Origin of the sequence: Veillonella sp., assembly GCF_018381775.1 — a bacterium.
Classification (GTDB): Bacteria; Bacillota; Negativicutes; order Veillonellales; family Veillonellaceae; genus Veillonella.
This window is the reverse complement of record NZ_JAGZRH010000016.1, coordinates 1-24,019: the sequence shown is the minus strand read 5'-3', so window position 1 is coordinate 24,019 and position 24,019 is coordinate 1. Positions and strand designations below refer to the sequence as shown.

Here is a 24,019-nt window from a genome sequence, read left to right as displayed (position 1 = left end):
AATGAAGGTGAATGATTTATATTGGATGAAGATATGTGGTATGGGGATAAGATAAATTGAGTGATAATAAAGCCGAGAAAATAATTGATTTAGCTCTTTGTGTTCTAGATTTGACTGCTACTGGTGGGATTCCAATCTTAAGCTCTATTAAAGAAACAGCTAAATGCATAAAAGATATACCAAATGAGATTTTTTTAATAAAATTAGATCGATTTATTAAGGCTGTTACTTCAAATGATGAGAAGGATATTTTATCTTTCAGAAAATTGTATAAGAAAAAATATCTTAACAATGATGAGGTACGATTAGAACATATAAAATGGCTTATGATTAAAATTGACTCATTCAATGAAGATAAAAAGGCTGAATGGATGGGGATACTATTTAAACAGTATATCAAGGAGAAATTAGATTGGAAGAGGTTTTGTGTTTTTGTTAATGCACTTGAGTTTTTATTAGTTCAAGACATAGAAACCTTATTATCTTGTAAATTTGAAGAATCGGAATATAATATAGATCTAGATTTAAAAGGAATCTATGAGCAAGCTAAAAACGGAGTAATTGAAGAAAAGAACAATTCTATATTTTTACAATCAATAGAGATTGATAAAGGAATTTATTTGAGGTTACTATCAGTTGGGTTAGCTAGTATTAGTGGAGAGACATTAAGTCTAGGGCTAATGCCTAATGTTATAAAATTACCTGTAGATAAAGACTTAGAATTAATGTTAAGGTTACTACTTAACTCCTAAGTTAATCTTAAAATAGCGATAGATATAGTAACTTTTATCTCTATCGCTTATAGAATTAGTATGAAAAATTTTAACATCAGATTCTTTTATATTAGGTATTTTATTATTTTTAATCCAGATTATAGTTTAGCCAGCATCCTTCATCATTGGTATCAAAGAAGTGAATTTCAGTTTTTTTATTTATTTTTAGTATTCTTTTTCTGATTGTTGCACACTCTGCCTCTAATTCAGTATCATCTTTAGTACCTTTATGTATAGATATATATATTTTTTTGCTTTTGGAGGTGGAGAGTATTTGTTTTAATATATGTTCATCATTTTCACTTAGAGACCAACCATAACATATAATATTGTTAGGTAGATCAGGTAGGATATTATTATAGACATATCTTAAATAGTAATTCCTATGGATACTATTCAGCTTTTCTGTAGATGATCCTTCACAAATAAATAGTGGATAAAGGGGGTGTTCACTGCCCCAAAGACTAAGAATTTTCTGTAAGAGTGAATTAGCTTCAGCACAACGAATTTTTTGCTCCTCTCCATTGGAATCTACACAAAGAACAATATTTCCATGGGGATAATAAAGTTTTGTTTTTGCACCATAGCGTGTATTTATGACATTTTCGTTAAAGGTTAGGTTTTGGTGGTTTCTGCTAGAGTTTCGGAAAGAGTCTATAAAGAGATTTATATCAGCAAGGAGAATATAATATACTAATAAATCATAATTTAGATTAATAATATAGTCGAATTGATTTAAAAACTCATTAAGCTTTAATATAGTATTTGACTCTGGTTGTGTGATTGATAACTCAGTATATTCAGGATGGACACCTCTAATTGTTTCTATCAATGCTGTTTTTATCTGGTTACTAGATGTAGAAATAACATCATTAATCTGGGGAAGTTGTGCTGTTAAAATTTCAGGAAGCGAAAGTAGATTATTTATTTTTTGTGTTATATCCAGTTGGTTTAAAATAACTTCGAAGTTTGAGGTACCAATTTCGGAAAAGATTCTTGCAATTTCAGGTGATAGGTATCCTAGTTCCTCAGCTTTTAAAAATAGGTTATTATAATTAAAATTATTTGAGAGTGATATACTAGCACCATTTCCTACGATTAGTGCCGCCTCGTCGAAGTCCATACCAGCTGTAAGTTCAGAATATTTTTCTAACATTTTATAAGTCCTTTTATATTAATAATATGTTTTATGATTAGTATTTTAATTACTAAGATTTTACTTTAAAAAGAGCCTTTCCTTACTAACTTGTTGTTATAAGAGAAAGGCTCTTTTTATAATATGAGAATGTAGAACTTTTATATTAGCTAATTACGGTTGCCATTTAGAGTACCCGAATCCCATCATGATAATACTTAACACAAGTAAGCCATTGCCAAGGGTAATGAAGCTTTCAGTTGTGGCTAGGCAGGTAATAAAGGCTCCAATTCCCATAATGATGGTTCCTAGTATAGCAGATAGTTTATGAATTGCCATGATGCTCACCCTTTGCTTTCACTAACGACATTAGGTTTCACAATATACGTAATGAGTGCGTACAGTAGGGCACCGCTTACGATTCCGTTCAAGGATGGAAGGCCGAATGGAATGAATTTCACGCACACTAATGCGATGGCCCAAGTGATCCATGGAACTAGATTCCATTTTTTGAAAGTCGCTTTGTGGTAATCGATGTATTTTCCACGATGAACTAGGTAAAAGTCCGCTAAGATGATACCACATAGTGGTGGAACGATAATACCTAATGTACTTAAGAATACAAATAGAGATTCAATTTTGTACGGTTGTGTAATAGTTGCCAATGCCGAGATAGCAATTAGTACAGCTAGCATAACGTTTCTGTTTAATTTAAAAGAATTTGCTAGGTTTAGTGATGTGGAATACAGGTTTGCACCATTTGTTGTAAAGATATTAGTTGTTAACAATAATAAGCTTGGGAATACAAGACCAAAGCTTAATAATACTGTAATTAAGTCTCCATCATGCATAGCTATACCTGCAATGGCGCCACAGCTAATCATTAGCGTATTGCCACCCAATAAACCAATGGTGCTAGCTGTAATAACATCTTTTTTGCTTTTACCATAGCGCATAATATCAGCGATACATGTCGCAGTAGATAGAATCCATGTACCAATAACAATAGTGATACCTGAAAGTAAATCAATAGGCTGCAATGGTATATGGTTAAAAAGTTCTTGCCATCCACCGATGGTTAGAACAGAGCGAGTCGCTGTACCTAGTGAAAGGAATACGATAGCTGGAATTGCGATATAGCCAAATACGGCAAGTGATTTAATACCTAGAATTGCAAAGATACCCATAATCACAGCACTGAGCATCATAGCAATGACTTCACCTGTGTAGGAAAGGTTGAATACTTGAGCAATAAAATGTCCATATAAGGCCGCTTGAATAGTGTACCAACCTATATTGACTATAGGAACAAAGAGCGAAGCAATTCTTGATCCTTCCTGACCAAAGCTATATCTTGTTAAAAGTGCAAAGGTAAGGCCTGTTTTATAAGCAATTACGCTCACTAGTCCTGCGATGATACATAAGAAAATATTCCCTAGAATCATGGCTAATAATAATTCATTGAAGGTAAGCCCCGCAGCTAATCCACCGCCAGCCATCATACTAGTAACAAGAAAAACGAAGCCAGTCCAAACAATGGTGAGGGAAAAACAGGACTTCCTTGCCCCTAACGGCACAGGCTCTCTTGAGTACTCATTATCTGTGTTTGTATCAACTGGTTCTACAAATTCTAATTTCTCCTTACTCATAGATCTACACTCCTATACGTAATGAAAACCACCATGATGTATTTTGTATTTATATAAATATGGCAGTAAAGACCTATCTTGTAGCGCAAATATAGCAGATGTCTCAAATAGAGAGTTCATATTAAGTTGTCATAAACGAATAGTATTTAATTTCATTAAAGCATACTTAGAATTAATATTCAATATATATGCTATGCATATTACTTTCTATTTTTGCTTGAAGGTAGCTCCAATACATATCGTAGATATGTATTAGAGCATTAACGTTACCTATGCATCTTAGTTATTTTTAAATTTTTCATGAATGTGTTATTGTTATATCTATAATGAGTTAAATGCACTTTATGCCGTTGAGAGGTATAGGGTGCAATCAAATAAATTACGTATATTGTTATTAGTTTCAATAGAATAGTGAAATGTATTAGCTCACAGTGTGCTAGTATGTTTCTTTGGAAGTGAATATGGTTCAATCAATAGAGCGTGGTATTGAGATACTCAGGTTGTTAGAGGCGGGCCCGCTTGGTGTGACTGAGTTGGCGAACGGGACGGCGTTGCCGAAGACGACGGTCCATCGGTTGCTCAAGACCTTTGAGGCGCATCATTGGGTGGAGTTCAATAGGGACAAGAAGTATCAGTTGTCTTGGGGCGTTTTGCCCATGGCAAAGTCCTTTCTTACGTCTTTGGATGTGCGTGCCATTGCGCAGCCATACATGGTGGCTATCCGCGATCAGTTGCAGCAGTCCGTGAATTTGTTCTTGGCGCAGGGCGATTATCGTATTTGTATCGAGCGCGTTGCAGCGGATAAGCCATTGCGTAACGACATCAAGATCGGTACGGTGTACCCTATCTTTAAAGGGGCGGCGGGCAAGATTTTTGGGGCCTATCTAGGGAACTTCAAGGATACTGATATGAGTGCTAGTGAAAGCTCCCAAATTCGCCACGATGGGTATGTGGTAACACGAGGCAATCGCGTGCCCGATGCGGCATCGATAGCAGTGCCTATCTTCTCCTTTGGCAATAAGCTAGAGGCTGTGATGACTATCTCTGGTCCTATCGGAGACTACACGGAAGAGCGTGTCAAAGAGTATCTATCTGTTATGATGGCATTAGGTCAAACTATTTCTAAACAAATGGGAGCGACCTTATAATTTTATTTTTTACCCATTGTATGGAATAGCGTTCCGTTATACGGAACAGCTATAAGCGTATTGAGGATAATGTGGTGTATATGTTGGAGGTAGAAATGAGTCAGCTTTTACAAGAAATAGAAGCATTAAGACAGCCCATGAAGGAGTTGAACGATTTCATTTTCGATCATCCTGAGCTGGGTAATGAAGAGTTCCAAGCCCATGAGTTGTTGACGAATTTATTGGAGAAGGAAGGTTTCACCGTAGACCGTGAAGTGAGCGGCCTGAAAACTGCCTTTAGAGCGGTATACCATGTAAACGGTGGCGGTCCTAAGATCGGTTTGCTGTGCGAGTACGATGCTCTTGAGGGCTTGGGCCATGCGTGTGGTCACAATTTACAAGGTCCATCCATCTGTACGGCGGCGATTGCTTTGAAACGTACGTTACAAGCACCTTGTACTCTAGTTGTGTACGGTACGCCTGCAGAGGAAACGGCTAGCGGCAAGCTCGTTATGGCTCGCGAAGGCGTGTTTGACGATTTAGATCTAGCTTTCATGATGCACGGCAGTGATACGACGACGGTAGACGGCAAGTCTTTGGCGCTCAATCTTGTGAATATCAAGTTCCATGGCAAGTCTGCTCATGCGGCGATTGCTCCTGAGAAGGGCATCAGCGCCTTAGATGCGGTGTTGTTGTTCTTTAATGGTATGGAGTACTTGCGCGAGCACGTACCGACTGAGGTTCGCATGCATGGTATCATCACTGACGGCGGCAAGGCGGCGAACATCGTCCCTGACTATGCGTGCACTCAATGGTATATTCGTTCTTCCAGTCGTATTCGTCTCGACGAGGTTGTGGCTCGAGTAAAAGACGTGGCTCAAGGGGCGGCATTACAGGTGGGAGCTACTATGGAATGGGAAGAGGTTAAGGCGTACGACAACAAAGTCAATGTACAAACCTTGAACGATATACTTTTAAAAAATGCAGAAAAAGTAGGGGCCCCAGAGATTTCTGAGCCTCGCAAGGTGACGGGATCCACCGATTTCTCTAGCGTTACGTTCCGCGTACCAGGTGCCTGCTTGCGCGTGAAATTCGTAGGCAAGGGCGTGACTAGCCATTCTCAAGAATGGTTAGACAATGGTAAAAGCCAGCTCGCTGAGGATGCTATCATGTATGGCGCGAAGGGCATTGCTTTATCTGTTGAGGAAATCCTTGAAACACCAGGCTTGTTAGAAAAAATCAAAGAGGATTTCAAACAAGCTAAGGAAAACTTCTAAGTATTGTGTTGTAAATGGAGGGAACGTGTATGAATTTGTTAGTTTGTTTATTAGTTATTGCCATAACAGGAACTCTGGTTATTAAGAAATTTAAAGCGCAAACCGTATTATTGTTAGGTGGCCTCATTATGATGTTTGCAGCGTATTTGTTAGGCTATACAACATCTTTCGTAGAAGCGAAGAAGTCTACAGGGGTTCTTTTCTTTGATGCTTTTGAATTTATTAATATTACGACTGCAAAAGATGCGGCAAACCTTGGTCTCATGATCATGACTTGTACTGGTTTTGCCAAGTACATGGACCACATCGGTGCCAGCTCTCGCCTCGTTGTAACAGCTATTAAACCGCTTGGTAAAATGAAATCTGCGTACCTAGTAATGGCGCTCACATTTATCCTCAATATGTTCATGTCCTTAGTTATTCCAAGTGCGTCTGGCCTTGCGATGCTTATGATGGTGACAATTTTCCCAATTCTTGTGCGCTTAGGTGTTAGCCCTGTCGGTGCGGCTGCAGCTGTTGCAACAGGCCACTTGCTCGACATCGGTCCTGCATCTGCTACTACATTACTCGTATCCAAAACTGTAAACATGCCAGTTCATGAATACTTTGTTGGTTACCAGTTGAAAGTCTATATTATCTGCGGCTTGATGGCTGCTATTGCTCACTTCATCTGGCAAAAATACATGGATAAAAAATCTGGCCACATCCCTGCAGAATATGTAGAAGAGCATAAAACGGATGATCTTGAAGTCGGTCCATTACCTTATATTTTCTTACCATTGTTACCATTAATCTTTATTCTTGGCTTCAGCGACTATGCTATTCAAGGCGTTAAGATGAACGTAAACCTTGCGATGTTCCTTAGCTTGTTTATCGCTATGGGTTGTGAACTTATCCGTCATCGCGACTTCCGTAAAATGGCGGCTAGCATTCAAACATTCTTCAAAGGCATGGGCGACCAATTTGCAAACACTGTAACATTGATCGTTGCTGGTGAAACTTTCGCATTCGGTTTGACTTCCCTAGGCATCGTAAAAGAATTTGTTGCCGCTATCCAAGGTCTTGCCATCTCCGCTGACGTAGTAGGTGTTATTGTATCTACAATTATTACAGGCTTAAGTATCGTAATGGGCTCTGGCGTTGCATCTATGTTCGCATTTGCGCCACTCGTTCCTAACTTTGCGGCTGACCTAGGCGGTAATGCCACAACAATCCTTCTTGGCATGCAAAACGCAGCTAGCGTAGGCCGTCTACTTAGCCCAATCAGTGCTGTTATGATCGCCGTAGCTGGTATCGCAAACATCTCTAGCTTCGAACTTGTAAAACGTACAAGCGTACCTGTAATCGTTACTTTCATTACAAGTACAATTGCTATCTGGATTATTCACTAATCCTACACAGGATTTTGTTGGTACATGGCGATTAACATGCCAGTGGAATTCAAAACAAGTCATTAAAACTAGTTATTAATAACAAGTCATTAATAAAAAGTCATTCATAACAAAATATGTAAATTACTAAAGGCTTTACCTTCTTTTGCTGGTAGAGCCTTTTAATTATAAAATGAATTTAAAATGAAGTTTTCGTTGACTGGCCGGCTTTCACTATTTATAATGAATATGAATTAATATAGATGATTTTCAGTAGATTTATAAATACAAGTGTGAATTGTATATAAGGGGTGAGAGAGTATTATGAAGGTGTATAAAACTTTATTAATAGGTAGTGTGTTAGGGACAATTAGTATGCCAACAGTGATGGCGGATATGTATAATAATGTCGATTTAGGGACAGATAATACCGTTGTGGCTAATACATCCGCTAATGTAGCGGTAGGTAATATGAATACTACGGATATTTGGGGGATTGCAGTAGGTTCTAATAATACCGCTAAACTTGGCACTATTGCCGTTGGTCGTGATAATACGGGGGATGATAATCAGGTTATTATAGGCACGAATAATACAGCTACAGGTCCGAGACATAGACAATCGAGTGGTACAGGTAACTTTGTGGCAGGCGATCATAATGTAGTAGAAGGTGATTCATCCATTGTTATTGGCCGCTATAATAGAGCTATATCCGAATATGCACTTGAGCCTATTACAGTGATTGGTAATTCTTCGACTGCTAAAAGTAATGGTATTGTCATCGGTTCTGCTTCGGAGGCAGATGCTGGTAATATTGCGATTGGTAATAATGTACGTGCCATTGGTAGACCTGCTGCAGTGGATCCTAATAATATGTTTAAGTTCTTACATTCTGATGCTAAACGAGATTCCTATAGCTTGGTTTCTTTTGGTGGCAGACAGGTGAAAGGCGTAGAGCCAGGTGCTATGACTGAAACCTCTATGGATGCTGTAAATGGGGCTCAATTGTATAGCGTAGCCAAAGAGGCGATGCGTCATTCGACGGTTGCTGCGGAAGATTATACCTATGATATTATTGTCACTGAAGGTAAGAACCCAGATGGTTCGACTAAGTACAAGCTTAAGATGGCCGATAATTATGTAACCTCTAAGATTCCTACGGTTAATAGCAGTTTTAATATTACGGTAGACAAATATAGAGAGTTCAACACGTTAAAAGATAATTATTATGTGTCTTTGAATTCAGATTTGGAGAACTTAAATTCCGCCCAGTTTGCTGAACATGAGTACCCTTATAGTGTGCCTGCAGCGGATGCAAATACATCTGAAATTAATAGTAACGAAGTACGATTTGATAATCGTCGGGCTAAATTAGGCTCCTCCTTAACCGCACAGAGTGTTCAGTTTAATGCTGAGCATAGTACGTCTTCTTTAGATAGTACGTTTTTGATTTTCAAAAATAGTATTAATGGTAATACGAGTACCTTTGGTCCGAGTGGCTTTTTTAGTGAAACAAAGGATGGCAAGCGAATCGAGTTTTCCTCTGAGTACATTAATGCAGGGAACCAACAAATCCATGATGTGGCTAAAGGGGTAGATGATACAGATGCTGTGAATGTGGCACAGCTGAAAGATGTAGAACGGAAGATCACAAATATTGATTCTAATGTTATTAATCAAGCTCGGACGTATACGGATGGACAAGTCGCCAAAGTGGGGGCTGGCGCGGCGGCACTAGCAGGACTACATCCACTAGACTATAATCCAAACGATAAGTGGAGCTTTGGTGTTGGTTTTGGTAATTATAAAAATGCGCAGGCAACCGCGCTAGGCGCCTTTTACCAACCTAATGAACACACGATGTTCAACATTGCTACCACCCTTGGGGATAATCGTAATATGGTGAGCTTAGGGGCTAATGTGAAAGTAGGCTATCAAGACCCAACACTTAAAACGAGACGCTTTGAAATGGCGAAACAAATCAAAGAACTACAAGCCGATAATGCAGCACTGCGCGCTGAAGTGGACGAAATTAAAGCAGCGTTGAAAAAATTACAGTAACTATATAATTTATAATTGCTATATTTTATTTAGGGGGAGTAATCATGAATAAGAAGTTGTTAGTATTAGCTGGTGTTATGTCTGTGTTGAGTATGAATGGTGTAACGGTTCATGCGGATTCTACGGTTTCTACAAATAGTGAAAATTTGATGGTCAATACGAGTACGAATGCAGATGGTTCTACGAACTATGAGATTTCGATGACGAATTATCCTACATACCAAGGGACGTTTATAGGTACTGGTGGTGATATTAACCATGGTATTCGTATTGAATCTGATGGTATATCTATTAGTGATACGGTAGAAGCAAATGCGGGCCATCCTGATGATCGTCATGCTCATATTGGAGCTGGTCACTTTGATATGTATAACGGCACGCATGAGCTCGTTTGGATGGAGGATTATGGCTTGGCTATCCTCGATCGAAAAGAAAATAAATACGTGGCGCAAATGGAGCCTAAAACTTTTACCATGAGCAATGTACAAAGTGGTGATAAGTCTGAGCTCAGTACAGATGGCACGAAGATTGTGCACTATGATAATGAGAACAGCACTGAATACAATACGAATTATGGGTATAACGGGGTGACCATCACGACTACTGATGGGGACCATGATAATGAGAAAACGGTGTCTCTCACTAACAAAGGCCTAGATAATGGGAATAATAAAATCGTAAATGTGTCTAAGGGCGAGGTTTCCAAGACGTCTACGGATGTTATTAATGGAAGCCAGTTGCACGAGGTGAAAACGCAGGTGGATAATAATACGAATCGCATTTCTACGCTCGAAAATAATACGGTTAACATTGGTGACAAGGTGCTTAATAACGCCAAGTCCTATACGGATCGTCAGGTGTCCAAGGTTGGCGCTGCCTCTGCGGCCTTGGCGGGGCTTCATTATTTGGACTACAATCCAAACGATAAATGGTCCTTTGCGACTAGCTTGGGCCACTATAAACACTCCACCGCTGGCGCTATCGGTGCGTCCTATCAGCCGAACGAAAACTCCATGGTTCATGCTGGTGTTACCGTTGGTGGTGAAAGCATGTTTAACATCGGTGCTTCTTTCAAAGTAGGCGAACAAGATTCGACACTTAAAACAAGCCGCTTTGAAATGGCGAAACAAATCAAAGACCTACAAGCTGATAATGCATCACTACGCGCCGACAACGAAGAACTACGGGCTGAAGTAAACGAAATTAAAGCAGCGTTACAAAAATTACAATAAGCATAAATAGGCACGTTCTCGAGGATATAGTATACTTATCCTAATGAGAGAACGTGCCTATTATTGTTTGAGAGGTGTATATGAAACTAAAAAGTACTTTGTTGAGCTTGGCTGTGGCAGTCGCTTTCACCATGCCTATCCAAGCGATTTCGATACAGGAGCTCAAGTCATCACCGCAGTTTAAGGTGGTTAATGAGGTAACGCCTGATGTTCCCAATGCTAATGAACATACTACATGGTATTTAGATACGAGCTCTATTGAGGTGCTAGAGTACGCGCCGCCTATGTATAAGATTAAGGCCACTGTGTACAATGCGTATCAGTCGCCGCGGAAACATGTCATTTTTAGTGATGCCTGGACTGTGTCCTATGATACGCGTTTGTCGCTGGCGAGTCAGGTATATCGTGCGAAACAAGGGGGTGCTTCGTTGACGACGGTTATTGATGCGGCACAGACGAAAACTGGTATGACGGGCACAGAGGAACCATTGGGGAAATTCTCCTTTGATGGACAGTCGCTGCCAATTCAGGTGAAAGCCTCAACTCGTGCTATTGTGCGCACGGCACCGAATACGACACGCTACGATATAGCAGATACGTTATTCTATGAAGCGTACCGTATGCATTTTGAAGATATGGTGGTGAAATGAGGCCCATGATGAAAGTACTATATATAGCAATGGCATTGGCGCTGTCTTGTGTGTTGCCCGCGCACAGCATGTCCATGCAAGAATTACAAAATACGAGCCGCTTTGAAATGCTTCATGGATTTGGTGAAAGCGGTAATGGTGATGGCACCTATATAGATAAGAACTCCATCAAGGCCTCTAACGGGCCGAATGGAACCAAGCAAATTGCCCTCACACAGTATGTACTTATGCCTGCTGGTGATGTGATTCAGGAAAAGCAGGTTCTGTATGCCTTTGATACAAAGAAGTCCTTTGCCAGTCTCATAAAGAAACTAGAATCTCATCAATTAGGATCCTATAAAGACCTATGGCTGCTTAAACAAAAGAACTCAGGTATCACATCTAGTGTTGTTGATTTCAAAGAATATCATATAGATGGGAACCGGTATGATACACAAAGCGAAGCAAGAGACAGACGAATGGCAACGGCCCCTGTAGACTTTGGCTTTGCAGGATACCTCTTGGCTAATCGGCTGTATGAACGGATGTATGGCGTACAATTTGATGATGTAGTGGGAAAATAAGAAAAACTCCTATTGGCTTAGCCGATAGGAGTTTTTTCTTTAGAGAACTCTTTTAGAATGTTCTCTTACATTATTTTTTTAGTTATTCTTTTAAATCATCAGGTATAGCCGGTGGAGCTGGTGGTTTACCCATGGATCTTTCAATGAATACCACAGCCACAAAGACAATGAGGCTCACGATGGAACCGAAGATGATGGACATAATGCCGTATGGGTTGCCCACGAATTCCCAGTACACGCCTGCGATAGAGCCGAGCACGATGGACCAAATGCCAGCGCCAGCTGTTGCATTTTTCCAAGTGAGGCCTAGTAGGAATGCGGCGAATGGGCCAGCGGATCTCATGGTGAAAGCAAATACGAGCATCGGAATGATGGCTTTGCTTACGAGGGAAATCACGATGGCAATGATGCCGAGGAATAGCACGCATAGACGGCTATAATTTGTGAGCTGAGCATCAGTGAGGCTTTTACCAAAATGATGTTCCACAATATCCTTGGTAAATACAGTAGCGGCGCCTAATAGGTCGCCTGCGCCTGATGAAAGCGTGGCCGATACGACGGCGGCCATAACGAAGCCTGCCATTACTGGAGGCATGAGATTAAGCGCTACCGTTGCCACCGCGTTGTTCGCCTCGATGTTCGGGAACTCAGCCAATGCCACGAGGCCCAACACGGCAGGAACGAAGGCAAATAGAGCCATGATAATACCACAGATGATAGAGCCGAGAACGGCTGTTTTTTCGTCCTTCGCGGCGAAATACCGTTGAACGGACTCTTGGCCAGTGGAGAAGGTCATGAAGTACATGATAATAAGGCCGATGATGGTTTTCCAACCAACCTTAGTAAAGCCGAGCTGTTCAGGTGGCAATTTTGCCACTACCGATTCCCAACCGCCCACATTGTGCAAGACGAACGGCACAGCGAGGGAGAAGCCACCAACGAGAACGAAGAAATGGATAACGTCCGTCATCGTTACGCTCCACATGCCGCCGGACATGGTGTAAATTACGAGAACTGCGCCGCAGATGAGGATGGCAATCTCTGTTGAAAGCCCGGTGAGAACGCTAATAATAGTTGCTGTCGCTGTAATCTGTACGCCGGCTAATGTAATCGTTGCTAGCATGGACAGAATAGACGTAATTAAATGGCTAGAGCCACCGAAGCGACGACCGATGATCTCTGGCACTGTTGTTGCCATAGCACGACGTAAAAGCGGTGCGATGAATGCAACGAGAATAACCCCAATCCCTGCAGAAACTACGTACCAACCTGCAGATAAACCCCAAGAACCATACGCTTTCGCGGCTACACCAACGGTACTCCCGCCACCGATCTCCGTAGCTGCTAACGTGCCTGCCGTCATAAGAACCCCAATACGACGACCTGCGAGTAGATAGTCAGTACTATCTTTTACACGAATATGACAATACACGCCGACCAATAAATTCAGTAATAAATAGGCACAAACAATGACCCATATAATAGTTAAAGCGTCCATATGCCACCTCCTAAACTACAAACTAGTTAGAGACACATACTAAATCACCCTTACTACTTGCGGTGCATATATCAAGTATAGTTTAATTATCCCTAAAAACAGGGGAAATTACAAAGAGGAGTTTCTTTGGAGCGTGGAGAATGTATATATAGTAGGAACAAAAAACGCCCGTCAATGACGGGCGTTTTGCATTTATCTGTATATCTCTATTATTCGTTCCTTATTGTATCGTATATTAGTTCGTTCTATAATAGACTTAGGATAGTTAGACGAGGTTGGGTATCTCTTCGTTTTTGAAGGGAGGGATAAGTCTATGAGTGATTATGAAATAATCATGCTCCTCTTACAAGTCTTGGCTATTGTCATTGCTTTTGGAGCCTTAGTAGCCCTTATTTGCCTTACAAAAAGCAAATAGCCCTCCGTTACCGCATGGTAGCTAAGTAAACAGAAAGGCCATTTCCTAATTTTTTACTGATTTAGAGATGAGCCTGACGTCACTACTCGTCTGACTATCTATATATATTATAGGGATAAATATATATATCGTCAAATAGAGATAAATCTTATAAATATCAATCTTATAAATATTAATTGGAAGCAAATCCTATATACTAAATTATAAAATTATTAATAATAGGCACGACCTTGTTTGCATAGTATACTTATGCTAATAAGGTTGTGCTTATTTATGTTGTAAATGTGAGAGAAGAAAAGAAGAGAGGGTTATATGTTACGTAAAAGTATAATCGTGATGGCATTAGCGGCTACTTTCACCATGAATGTAAGCGCTGTACAAATCGACGTCCCAGCTGGACAGCCACCTATGCCAGGTGCTGATGCGAGTATTCCTGCTAATGCGTATGAGAATTATCGTCATGTTAATGAGGTGGCGGAGAAAAAAGCAGAGTCATATAGTCAATTTGTAAAATCAAAGTCTACAAATCCTCCATCTACCTTTGATAAGTTAAATTTGGAGCACCCTGGTTTTGCTAAGGTTTTGGAGCTTGCAGATTATTCGCAGTCTACAGTGGTATTGATTCATGAAGGGAATAACAATATTAGATTATCCGTACCAAATGTTAGCTTCCGCGGTGATGTGATAGAAACTGAGGCTGGAAAAGGGCCATTATTTGCTGTTCGGAGTCTCAGTTCGTTTTTAGTAGTAGGACCACCTCATGGTAAAGAGCTTGGTAAATATGCTGATGGTGAAGGAAAATATAATTATCCAGGGTTGAGGAATGCATCTTGGAAGTTTATGTCAAACAATTCTCGCATAATGTATACGGAATTCACTCCGGATGATACAAAGACAACGTATGGAGTTACTTATGGTGGATGGGTTAATACAGAAGATCCATATCAAGATAAAGCACCTGAGGTGGTGATGAGTAACTATATTATTCCATCCATAGAGTCTTTATCTAGCTTGGATAATTATAGTCAAATTGAGCATTGGGGAAATTATAGCTATCGTATTCCTAAAACGGCTAAGTTGATCAGTGAAGCCGTTGAAGATGGGGTGTATGATGTGAGACTATATGAAGATACAGGAGCTAACATACGGGTAATACGTAGCTCAATTAAGGACAAAAAGAAAGATGTAACGATTATTAAGATCCCAATGCTATATTTTTTACATAAATATCGTGATTTAGAAACACCCACACAATACGCAGTAGTATGGAATAATGGGATTGCAGGTTCTTTGGTTGATGCTTATAAGCCTAATAGCGAATCCTATCTTCGTCATGTTGTGAGAGATTCTGTATATGTTTACAGTTATCGTATTAATTATGATGAAAGTAAAACATCGTATACGCATAAGCAGCTAAGAGATATGATTGAATACGTAGGCTTTGATGATGCTGCAAGATTACGTAAAGAGCCACAATGGCGAGAAGAAGGGACATATAAGGAGAGTCTTGAAAATAGTTCAATCTATATTCCATGGTATATGGAATGGGTTAAGCTATTGAGTAAATAAGTAGTATTTGACTATTTAGTTTGAGAGAGGTTTTTATGGTTCAACGTATTTTGTTGCTAGCCCTTGTGTTGCTAGCTTTCACCATGCCCACAGAGGCAATCACCTATCAGGAGTTGAAGACATCACCACAGTTTAAGTTGGTTCATACTCGATCGATGAATGGTCCCATGGAGAGTGGTGGCTTGTATATCTATTTAAACACCTATTCTATTGAAGCTCTTCGCTATGCACCACCACAGTATTCCTTGCGTGGGACCTACTATGTAGTGATGGATACATCTTATCAATCTACCATCGATGAGAGACAGCTCACCGTGGATTATGATACAAACTATTCGTTAGCGACCCTTATTCATTCGTCTCGTATAATGAATCCAAGTCCATCTATGATGGCTTTGATTGAGGCTAGTGAAAGTAAGTCTGGTTTGGCTATGACGGAGGTAGATGTAGCGAAGTATACCTTTGATGGGGCGACAAAGCCAATGCATTATGTAAACGATACGCGTAAGTTCCCATTTAATCGCAATAATACTATTATGTATGATATAGCGGATGCTATGTTTATGTCCGTGTATCAGAATCATTTTGATGATATTGTGGTACAGTGAGGTGGATGATGAAACGCATGTATTTACTTTCACTATGGTTATTAATGTGCCTCATAGTACCGATGCAAGGACAAGCTGTATCACAGGCTGACTTATTAAACTCAGAGCGATTTGAACACATCGATTCGAGTGCTGACTCTGGAAGAGGAGATGGAAAATACTTGGATCTTTCATCTGTTAAGTCTGTAACGGCGCCAAATGGCCATCGTCGTATCGAAGCCAACATTTATGTTTCCATGCCTGCTGCGAATATGATTCAAGGACTTTCAGTACAATACGATTACCAAATGGATCGTTCTTTGCGCCATTTGATTAATGCTCATGATAAAAGTTTCAAACAAGGTGATAAGACTCCATATATCTCTATTTGGCGTGCAAAACAAGGAAACTCAGGAATCACTGGAAATGTTAATGATGGCGGTACCTATTATAATGATGGACAGATTCGCCAACAACGTGTATATGCAGAAAACCTAAAAGCTATGATTCTACCTGCTGAATTTGGTGATGAAAAATATAAATTGCCTAATTTGATGTATAAAAAAGCCTATGGCATTGCCTATGATGATGAGCCGTGATAGCTTATGAATAGTACTGGAATGGCTTTTATTAGTGAAGCACTTGTGGCGCTTATTTGTCTCACAAAACTTATGCTAATAAGGTTGTGTTTATTTTGTTGTAATGTGAGAGAAAAAGAGAGGATTTTATGTTACGTAAAAGTATAATTATGATGGTACTAGCCACTGCTTTCACCATGAATGTAAGCGCTGTACAGATCGAAGTTCCAGTTGGACAACCACCTGTACCAGGGGCAGATGCAAGTATTCCCACCAATGCTTATGAAAATTATCGTCATATTAATAAAGTAGCAGAGCAGAATGCAGAGGACTATAGCGAATATATAAAATCGCATCCAGGAAATCCTGCATCGGGGATGGATAAGTTGTATCGTGAGCGCCCCGGATTTGCTAAGGCATTGGAGTTAGCCAATTCCTCTCAGTCTACAGTTGTATTGATTCATGAAGGGGATAAGAATATTCGGTTGTCCCTACCAAATATTAGCTTCCGTGGTGATTCTGTAGAGTCTCAGTCAGGAAAGGGTCCGTTATTTGCTGTTCGAAGTCTTAGTGCATTTTTAATGGTAGGGCCACCACATGGTAAAGCGCTTAACAAATATGCTGAAGGGGAAGGCAAATATAATTATCCTGGTTTGCAGAATGCATCTTGGAAGCTCATGTCAAACAGTGCTCATATAATGTATACGGAGTTTACACCGAATGATTCAAAGACTATCTATGGAATTACTTATGGCGGTTGGGTTAATACGGAAGATCCGTATCAAGATAAATCACCAGAAGTAGTAATGAGTAATTATATTATTCCATCCATAGAGTCGCTATCTGGATTAGATACGTATAGTCGCGTCGAGCATTGGGGGAACTTTAGCTATCGTGTACCGAAGACTGCAAATCTAGTGAGCGAGGCTGTAGAAAATAGTCAATATGATGTGAGAACCTATGAAGATACAGGGGCTAAAATACGTGTAGTGCGTACCTCAATACTCGGTGAAAAAAGAGATGGAACGGTCATTAAGAGTTCCATACTTTCTTATTTGAAAAAATATAATGATTTAGAAACCCCTACACAATATGCAGTTGTATGGAATAATGGTATCGCAGGCTCTTTGATTGATTCTTACAAGCCTAATGGCGCATCCTATCTCCGTCATGTTGTGAAAGATTCTGTGTACTTTTACAGTTATCGTATTAATTATGATGAAAGTAAAACATCTTATACGCATAAACAATGGCGAGATATGATTGAATATGTAGGATTTAATGATGTGGCCCAACTTAGAAAAGATCCACAATGGAGAGAAGATGGACGCTATAAAGAGAAACTAGAAAGTGGCCCTATATTTATTCCTTGGTATATGGAGTGGGTAAAACTGTTGAATCAATAAGATTGTATATAAAATAGTTAGTTTGAGTTGTTTATAAGTTAGCTTAGGAGAGAGAGCATGAAAAGAAAATATTTGATTACAGGGTTTGTTATAGGTCTGCAATTGGTAAGTGGCTATAATTATGTGACAGATGCAAGTTGGCTGAGCAAAACTTGGGACCGTCTTGAAACAAATGCAGCAAAACAGTCTTATGATTGGCCAAAAGCTGAGCAATATACTCATTATGCAGGCGGGCAAGTTGTGGGGGATACTTTGCCAGAAGAGGATATGATGATTCTCGGGGTTTCATTAGGTAATACATTTGATAGTGTGAAAGCTAGTCTAGGACAGCCTACTAAAGAAACTAGTAGAGGACTTACCTATGGTGGTGTTACATTTGGCAATTTAAAAATGGATGGTGTAGGGCCAATCGTTACATATATGATGATCGAGAATCGTGATGCTACTACACATAGAGGCATTGCCGTAGGCGACTCCATGCGAAAAGTTCTCAATGTATATGGTAGACCTGATTTAGTGGATTCTAACAATCGATGGTTTTATGGGAAATATCGCTATCGGACTGATATTATGCACGGCATACAATTTGAACAAAAAGGCGATAAAGTCAGTAAAATTTTGATTTATAGATGATTATATTGGAATAACAGGCACAAAAAAGCTGAGCTATTTAGTTATAGAATTAGCTCAGCTTTTATTAGTTTATTCGTATATTTATATAATATAATGCTTATTGTATCGTATATTAGTTCGTTCTATAATAGACTTAGGATAGTTAGACGAGGTTGGGCCTCTCTTCGTCATCGAAGGGAGGGATAAGCCTATGAGTGATTATGAAATAATCATGCTCCTTTTACAAGTAATGGCTGTTGTCATTGCCTTTGGAGCTTTAATAGCGCTTATTTGTCTTGGAAAAGACAAATAGCCCTTCGTTATCTTAGATGATTCGATAACTGAAAGGCCATTTCTCAAGCTTTTTTGTTTTCAGAGATGAGCCTGACGTTGCGACTCGTCTGACTATCTTCTTATATTATAGTGATAAAGATATATATCGTCAAATGGAGATAAATCTTATACATATCAATTAGAAGTAAATCCTATATACTAAATTATAAAATTATTAATAATAGGCACGACCTTGTTTGCATAGTATACTTATGCTAATAAGGTTGTGCTTATTTATGTTATAAATGTGAGAGAAGAAAAGAAGAGAGGGTTTTATGTTACGTAAAAGTATAATCATGATGGCATTAGCAGCTGCTTTCACCATGAATGTAAGCGCTGTGCAGATCGAAGTTCCAGCCGGACAGCCACCTGTGCCAGGTGCTGATGCGAGTATTCCTGCCAATGCATATGAGAATTATCGGGCAGGTGATCTTAGTAATTATAAATCTAGTGATATTATTAAGGCTAAGGCAAAATACCAAGATAAGCTTGATAAAATGGTTGCTAATGGTAAGTTGTCAAAGGACAAGTTAGATGCAGAGGCTCAACGGGGCTATAATGAAATAAATTTGGCCGCAAATGAATCAACGGTAATCTTGTTACATGATCAAGATAATAATATTCGTGCTAGTATGCCAGCAGCCATATTAGCAGGGGACTATTTGTCTGGTAGTCGTTCTAATGAGAAAGAAGATTTACAACTTTTAACTGAGCAAAACACACTCTTTATGTTGGGGTCTAATGTAACAGATATTCTTGATACTGTTAAGACAAAAGCTGATCAGAAAGGGCAATTCTTATATCCAGAAATAGCAGAGGGGACCTGGTTTATGAATGATAAATTCTTAAATCAAAATAATCCTATGATGGGTGCTGTAGTACGTCTTAAAGAACAGCCAAATCGACCATATATCGTTGGAATTGCTTACAGGAATCATCCTGTTACAGAAAAAATGGAACAGGTAATGAGTAACTATATCATTCCGTCCATTCACTCTCTGGATGATATGAATTCGTATAGTGAAACGATTACATGGGGAAATTTAACATATCGGATTCCGAAGGGAATGAAGTTGAAAGCTCAGAGAAATCTGGATAATACTACGACTGAAGTTAGAGAGTATGTAGGACCTGCTGCAAGATTTTCTGTGCTTAGATGGCCTGTAAAAGTGGATAATCTATATGGTAACTTTTCTTTTAAAAAGGTTATTAATGCATCTAAAGTAGGCCAACCATTATCTAATGAGGCATTAGTTCAATCTGCTTCTGTTTGGAACAATGGTGTGCCAAGTTATATGATTGATAATTATCAGAAGGGCAAGAAATCTCAAATTCATAGAGTTCTTCGAGATGATAAATATTATTATGCTATTTATTTACTCTATACTGATGGAGCTGCTCCGTACTCTCATATACAATTAAGAAATACGGTAGAATTCTCAGACTTTGGTAATGTAAAATTACTTAGAAAGAAAACTATTAATATTAGTAATAAAATTAAGACCAAGAAAGATAAAAAGTAAGTGTATTTCTGTGTTGTAAAACTTAGAGGAGAGAAGGTTTTATGTTACGTAAAAGTATACTCATGATGGTATTAGCAGCTGCTTTCACTATAAATGTAAGTGCTGTACAGATCGAAGTGCCAAAGTGGCAACCACCAGTTCCAGGTGCGGATGCGAGCATTCCTGCCAATGCTTACGAAAATTATTCCCATATTAATGAGAATGCCAAAAAAGAAGCTGAAGCTTTTAGGATACAAGTACAAGAGAATCAAGAAGAACCTAAGTCAGGTATGTATAAGATTTTCAAGGAAAAACCAGATATTGTTAAGCCCTATAAATTAGGAGAATTTTCACAATCTACTGTCATCTTACTTCATGAAGGAAAGTATAATATACGTTTATCTGTACCAAATATTAGCTTGCGTGGAGATACAGTTGAATCTAAATCAAGTGAAGCACCTTTATTTGTAGTTCGTGGTTATACAAGCATTTTAATGGTGGGGACACCACACGCCAAAGAATTTAGTAAGCATGTGCATAATGAGGGGGTATATACATATCCGGGCTTAGAGAATGCATCTTGGAAAATTCTTAAAGCGAAAACACATATGATGTATACAGAGTTTACGCCTAAGAACACGAACACTACCTATGGAATTACATATCTTGGGGGTGGTGATGTGAAGGAACCATACCAAGATAAAATAGCTGAAGTGGTAATGAGTAATTATATTATTCCGTCTATTGAGCCTTTATCTGGGCTAGATAATTATAGCCATGTTAAGCATTGGGATAATTTCAGTTATCGTATTCCTAAAAAGGCTAAGCTGGTGAACGAAGCATTGGAAGATAATAAATATGAGGTTCGTACTTATGAAGATGCAGGAATTAAGATTCGGATTTTACGATATAAAATAGATCCTAAATTTTCTGATAGAAGCTTGGCAAGAAAACAAATTTTATCCTTTTTGAATACATATGGTGACCTTGAGGCTCCTACACAGTATGCAACAGTTTGGAATAATGGTCTTCCAGGATTCTTAATTGATCGATACAAACCTAATGGTGAGTCCTATTTGCGCCATTATACAAAGGATTCTGAATATTATTATAGTTATCGCATTGATTATGATGAAAGCAAATCTTTGTATAAACATAAACAATTGCGCGATATGGTTGAGTATGCAGGGTTTGATAATGCTGAAAGCTTACGAAAAGAAACTCAATGGCGTGTAAGTGATACCCATAAAAAGAAACTTGATGCAGATCCAATTTTTAATCCGTGGTATATGAAATGGATTGGAATATTAACTCAATAAGAAATTTAGTTTTAAAGTTTGTATGGTATTAGATAGGAGAGAGCCAATGAGTAAACTTAAATATATCAAAATTATATTAGTGCTTTTGTTTAAGGCTTATCTTGTTTATCTATGGATTAACTTTGTAGAGACCTTTACTCAGCTACTCTATTATATTTATGTATTGAAAGTATATTCATTAGAGGATTTCGGACTATTTCTATTCTTTCTCTTTAGTAATATATGTTGTATTCTGTGGCTTATTCTATGGTGTAAGCGATTACCGCCGGCTTTTAATAAGCCCCAAATATATTATGAGATTAAAGACTGGATACGATCTAAGCAAGAGGAAGCACCTATCTATAAAGTCCTATTTGGCAGTTTACTGCTTTTGCTAAAACTATGTCTTGTGGTGTATATCTTAATTACAGGTTCCATTATTTTAAGTATTCCATTAGTAGATTTTTAATCTTCTATGCAACGTTAAATTAACTAAAAAGCTGAGCTACTATGTTGATTAAGTAGCTCAGCTTTTATTAGTTTATTCGTATATTTATATAATATAATGCTTATTGTATCGCATATTAGTTCGTTCTATAATAGACTTAGGATAGTTGGACGAGGTTGGGCCTCTCTTCGTTTTTGAAGGGAGGGATAAGCCTATGAGTGATTATGAAATAATCATGCTCTTATTACAGGTAATAACGGTTGTTATTGCCTTTGGAGCCTTAATAGCGCTTATTTGTCTTACAAAAGACAAATAGCCCTCCGTTGCCTAGTGTAACTAGATAACTGAAAGGCCATTTCTTCATGCTTTTGTGTAACTAGAGATGAGCCTGACGTTACGACTCGTCTGACTATCTACTTATATTATAGGGATAAAGATATATATCGTCAAATGGAGATAAATCTTATAAGTACTAATAGAGATAACTCCTATACAATCTAAACTATAAATGATAAATAATAGATAATAGGCACAGTCTTATTTGCATAGTATACTTATGCTAATAAGGTTGTGCTTATTTATGTTGTAAAAGTTTAGAAAGATGAGAGGATATATGTTATATCGATTTTTAATAACTCTAGGGCTTATGCTTGCTTTCACCATCCCAGCCCAAGCAATTACGATTGAGGAGCTTACGTCTCAGCCGCAGTTTAAGCAGGTATCCCAGTTTGTGTCGGATATTCCTAATGTAGACGAGCGTGGTGCGTCCTATATTGACGTGAATACGGTGAAAGTAATCGGTTTTGAGCCGCCTATTTATACGATCAAGGCGACGGTATATAAAGCATATCAGTGGAATGATGAGAAAGTGATTACCGTTAAGGACATGACTTTCACCTATGACAGTAGCAATTCAGCAGCTAGCAAGGCCTATCGGGCGCAACAGCAAGGGACAACGGCGATTACTACTGATGCGAATATGAATGAAGATATGTGGTCTAACCCAGGTATTATGCGCGATGAAGAGGAAATTAGTCGCTTTGACTTTGATGGAATGCCTAGGGCTATCAGTCGAGGTGCTTTTGTACGCAGACCCGTTGTGAAAGATTCTCTAAATAAAGAGTTTTACGATATCGCTGATGCGGTGTATTATGAAGTGTATAAAGAACATTTTGATGAGGTTGTTGTTAAGTAATTTTTATGTTCGGAGGTTATTATGAAACCATTTGAAACGAAGGATTATAAAGCATTTACCATGTTTGAAGAGCGTTGGGCTCTTGTTACGGCCGGTACGCTTGAGGATTTCAATACATGTACAGTTAGCTGGGGCAGCATGGGTAACGTGTGGGGCCCTAATGGTGGCGACATTTCTACGGTGACTGTGTACATCCATCCAGCTCGCTATACGCAAGAATTCATGGCAAAATACGATACCTTTACAGTTAGTTTCTTCCCTAAAAGCCAACGTAAGGCTCTAGGTTATTTGGGTTCTCATTCTGGTCGCAACGAAGATAAGGTAGCTAACTCTGGGCTAACACCAGTTGCAGCAGGCGATGGAGTGACTTTCAAAGAAGCAGATTTAACATTTGTATGTAAAAAACTGTATGAACATCAATTTGATGAAGCTCACCTAGCGGATAGCGTAAAGGAATATTATGCAGCAAATCCGTCTATGTATACTCAAGCTGGTAAAGATCGCTGGGAACCGCACTATATGTACATCGGCGAAGTAGTTGAGGCTATAGAGAAATAGGTTATAGATTAACAAAATATAGCTCAACAGATGAAAACAAAATATAGCTAAAACGATTTTGGCATACAAAAAAGGCAGCCCCATGTGATATGTACCCATTTTCCTGGACACATATTATTTACTAGCCTAAACACATGGATGCTTCCCTGTATTTCACAGGGGGCATCCATTTTGTTTTTGCTT

21 protein-coding genes and 1 pseudogene are annotated in these 24,019 nt (G+C 38.9%); 18 read left to right on the top strand and 4 right to left on the bottom strand.

Annotation, left to right across the window (positions count from 1 at the left end; genetic code table 11):
• Window positions 1-56: 56 nt before the first annotated feature.
• Window positions 57-752: a hypothetical protein gene (locus KH109_RS09055; RefSeq protein ID WP_295218920.1), complete on the top strand. Its 696-nt coding sequence runs from the start codon at window positions 57-59 to the stop codon at window positions 750-752.
• 109 nt (window positions 753-861) lie between these two features.
• Here KH109_RS09055 and KH109_RS09050 read toward each other — a convergent pair whose 3' ends face one another.
• The 3 genes from KH109_RS09050 to KH109_RS09040 form a co-directional block, all read right to left on the bottom strand.
• Entirely contained in the window at window positions 862-1,929 is a 1,068-nt protein-coding gene (locus KH109_RS09050; protein ID WP_295218915.1) for a DUF4917 family protein, read from the bottom strand.
• A 153-nt stretch (window positions 1,930-2,082) separates the two neighbouring features.
• Entirely contained in the window at window positions 2,083-2,247 is a 165-nt protein-coding gene (locus tag KH109_RS09045) for a hypothetical protein (protein ID WP_295218912.1), read from the bottom strand.
• 5 nt (window positions 2,248-2,252) lie between these two features.
• Window positions 2,253-3,557, bottom strand: coding sequence for a cytosine permease (locus tag KH109_RS09040; protein WP_295218909.1), 1,305 nt, complete (start codon window positions 3,555-3,557; stop codon window positions 2,253-2,255).
• A gap of 461 nt (window positions 3,558-4,018) precedes the next feature.
• On the opposite strand from KH109_RS09040, the pseudogene KH109_RS09035 reads away from it, so the two are divergent.
• The 8 genes and pseudogenes from KH109_RS09035 to KH109_RS09000 form a co-directional block, all read left to right on the top strand.
• A pseudogene (locus KH109_RS09035) lies at window positions 4,019-4,159 on the top strand (helix-turn-helix domain-containing protein); the annotation flags it as partial.
• Window positions 4,160-4,213: 54 nt separating this feature from the next.
• On the top strand, window positions 4,214-4,705 hold the full coding sequence (locus KH109_RS09030) for an IclR family transcriptional regulator C-terminal domain-containing protein (RefSeq protein ID WP_295218936.1): 492 nt from the start codon (window positions 4,214-4,216) through the stop codon (window positions 4,703-4,705).
• A gap of 95 nt (window positions 4,706-4,800) precedes the next feature.
• Window positions 4,801-5,961 carry a M20 family metallopeptidase gene (locus KH109_RS09025; RefSeq protein WP_295218906.1) on the top strand — a complete coding sequence of 387 codons (1,161 nt, stop codon included), beginning with the start codon at window positions 4,801-4,803 and terminating at the stop codon, window positions 5,959-5,961.
• A 29-nt stretch (window positions 5,962-5,990) separates the two neighbouring features.
• The gene (gene dcuC / locus KH109_RS09020) at window positions 5,991-7,352 is read left to right on the top strand and encodes a C4-dicarboxylate transporter DcuC (RefSeq protein ID WP_295218902.1); all 1,362 of its coding nucleotides are present in this window, start codon (window positions 5,991-5,993) and stop codon (window positions 7,350-7,352) included.
• A 303-nt stretch (window positions 7,353-7,655) separates the two neighbouring features.
• A complete protein-coding gene (locus KH109_RS09015; RefSeq protein ID WP_295218899.1) occupies window positions 7,656-9,392 on the top strand; it encodes a YadA-like family protein in 1,737 nt (578 codons plus the stop codon).
• Window positions 9,393-9,436: 44 nt separating this feature from the next.
• A complete protein-coding gene (locus KH109_RS09010; RefSeq protein WP_295218896.1) occupies window positions 9,437-10,624 on the top strand; it encodes a YadA-like family protein in 1,188 nt (395 codons plus the stop codon).
• A gap of 80 nt (window positions 10,625-10,704) precedes the next feature.
• Entirely contained in the window at window positions 10,705-11,274 is a 570-nt protein-coding gene (locus KH109_RS09005; RefSeq protein WP_295218893.1) for a hypothetical protein, read from the top strand.
• A gap of 5 nt (window positions 11,275-11,279) precedes the next feature.
• On the top strand, window positions 11,280-11,837 hold the full coding sequence (locus KH109_RS09000; protein ID WP_295218890.1) for a hypothetical protein: 558 nt from the start codon (window positions 11,280-11,282) through the stop codon (window positions 11,835-11,837).
• A gap of 82 nt (window positions 11,838-11,919) precedes the next feature.
• Here the strand turns inward: KH109_RS09000 and KH109_RS08995 are convergent, their stop codons facing one another.
• Window positions 11,920-13,335, bottom strand: coding sequence for a sodium:solute symporter family protein (locus KH109_RS08995; RefSeq protein WP_295218887.1), 1,416 nt, complete (start codon window positions 13,333-13,335; stop codon window positions 11,920-11,922).
• A gap of 727 nt (window positions 13,336-14,062) precedes the next feature.
• On the opposite strand from KH109_RS08995, the gene KH109_RS08990 reads away from it, so the two are divergent.
• The 9 genes from KH109_RS08990 to KH109_RS08950 all read left to right on the top strand — a co-directional run bounded on the left by KH109_RS08990 (window position 14,063) and on the right by KH109_RS08950 (window position 23,836).
• Complete coding sequence (locus tag KH109_RS08990; RefSeq protein ID WP_295218884.1) at window positions 14,063-15,319, top strand: hypothetical protein; 1,257 nt, start codon at window positions 14,063-14,065, stop codon at window positions 15,317-15,319.
• 35 nt (window positions 15,320-15,354) lie between these two features.
• Window positions 15,355-15,927 (top strand): hypothetical protein, encoded by a 573-nt coding sequence (locus tag KH109_RS08985; protein ID WP_295218881.1) that lies wholly within the window; start codon window positions 15,355-15,357, stop codon window positions 15,925-15,927.
• Window positions 15,928-15,935: 8 nt separating this feature from the next.
• Complete coding sequence (locus KH109_RS08980) at window positions 15,936-16,505, top strand: hypothetical protein (RefSeq protein ID WP_295218877.1); 570 nt, start codon at window positions 15,936-15,938, stop codon at window positions 16,503-16,505.
• A 128-nt stretch (window positions 16,506-16,633) separates the two neighbouring features.
• Window positions 16,634-17,890, top strand: a complete 1,257-nt coding sequence (locus KH109_RS08975) for a hypothetical protein (RefSeq protein WP_295218874.1) — start codon at window positions 16,634-16,636, stop codon at window positions 17,888-17,890.
• A 57-nt stretch (window positions 17,891-17,947) separates the two neighbouring features.
• A complete protein-coding gene (locus KH109_RS08970; RefSeq protein WP_295218871.1) occupies window positions 17,948-18,523 on the top strand; it encodes a TonB-dependent receptor in 576 nt (191 codons plus the stop codon).
• Window positions 18,524-19,110: 587 nt separating this feature from the next.
• Entirely contained in the window at window positions 19,111-20,358 is a 1,248-nt protein-coding gene (locus tag KH109_RS08965) for a hypothetical protein (RefSeq protein WP_295218868.1), read from the top strand.
• Between the two features lie 41 nt (window positions 20,359-20,399).
• The gene (locus tag KH109_RS08960; protein WP_295218865.1) at window positions 20,400-21,656 is read left to right on the top strand and encodes a hypothetical protein; all 1,257 of its coding nucleotides are present in this window, start codon (window positions 20,400-20,402) and stop codon (window positions 21,654-21,656) included.
• Between the two features lie 1,040 nt (window positions 21,657-22,696).
• Complete coding sequence (locus tag KH109_RS08955; RefSeq protein WP_295218862.1) at window positions 22,697-23,278, top strand: hypothetical protein; 582 nt, start codon at window positions 22,697-22,699, stop codon at window positions 23,276-23,278.
• Window positions 23,279-23,299: 21 nt separating this feature from the next.
• Window positions 23,300-23,836 (top strand): flavin reductase, encoded by a 537-nt coding sequence (locus KH109_RS08950; RefSeq protein WP_295218859.1) that lies wholly within the window; start codon window positions 23,300-23,302, stop codon window positions 23,834-23,836.
• The last annotated feature ends 183 nt before the right edge of the window (window positions 23,837-24,019 follow it).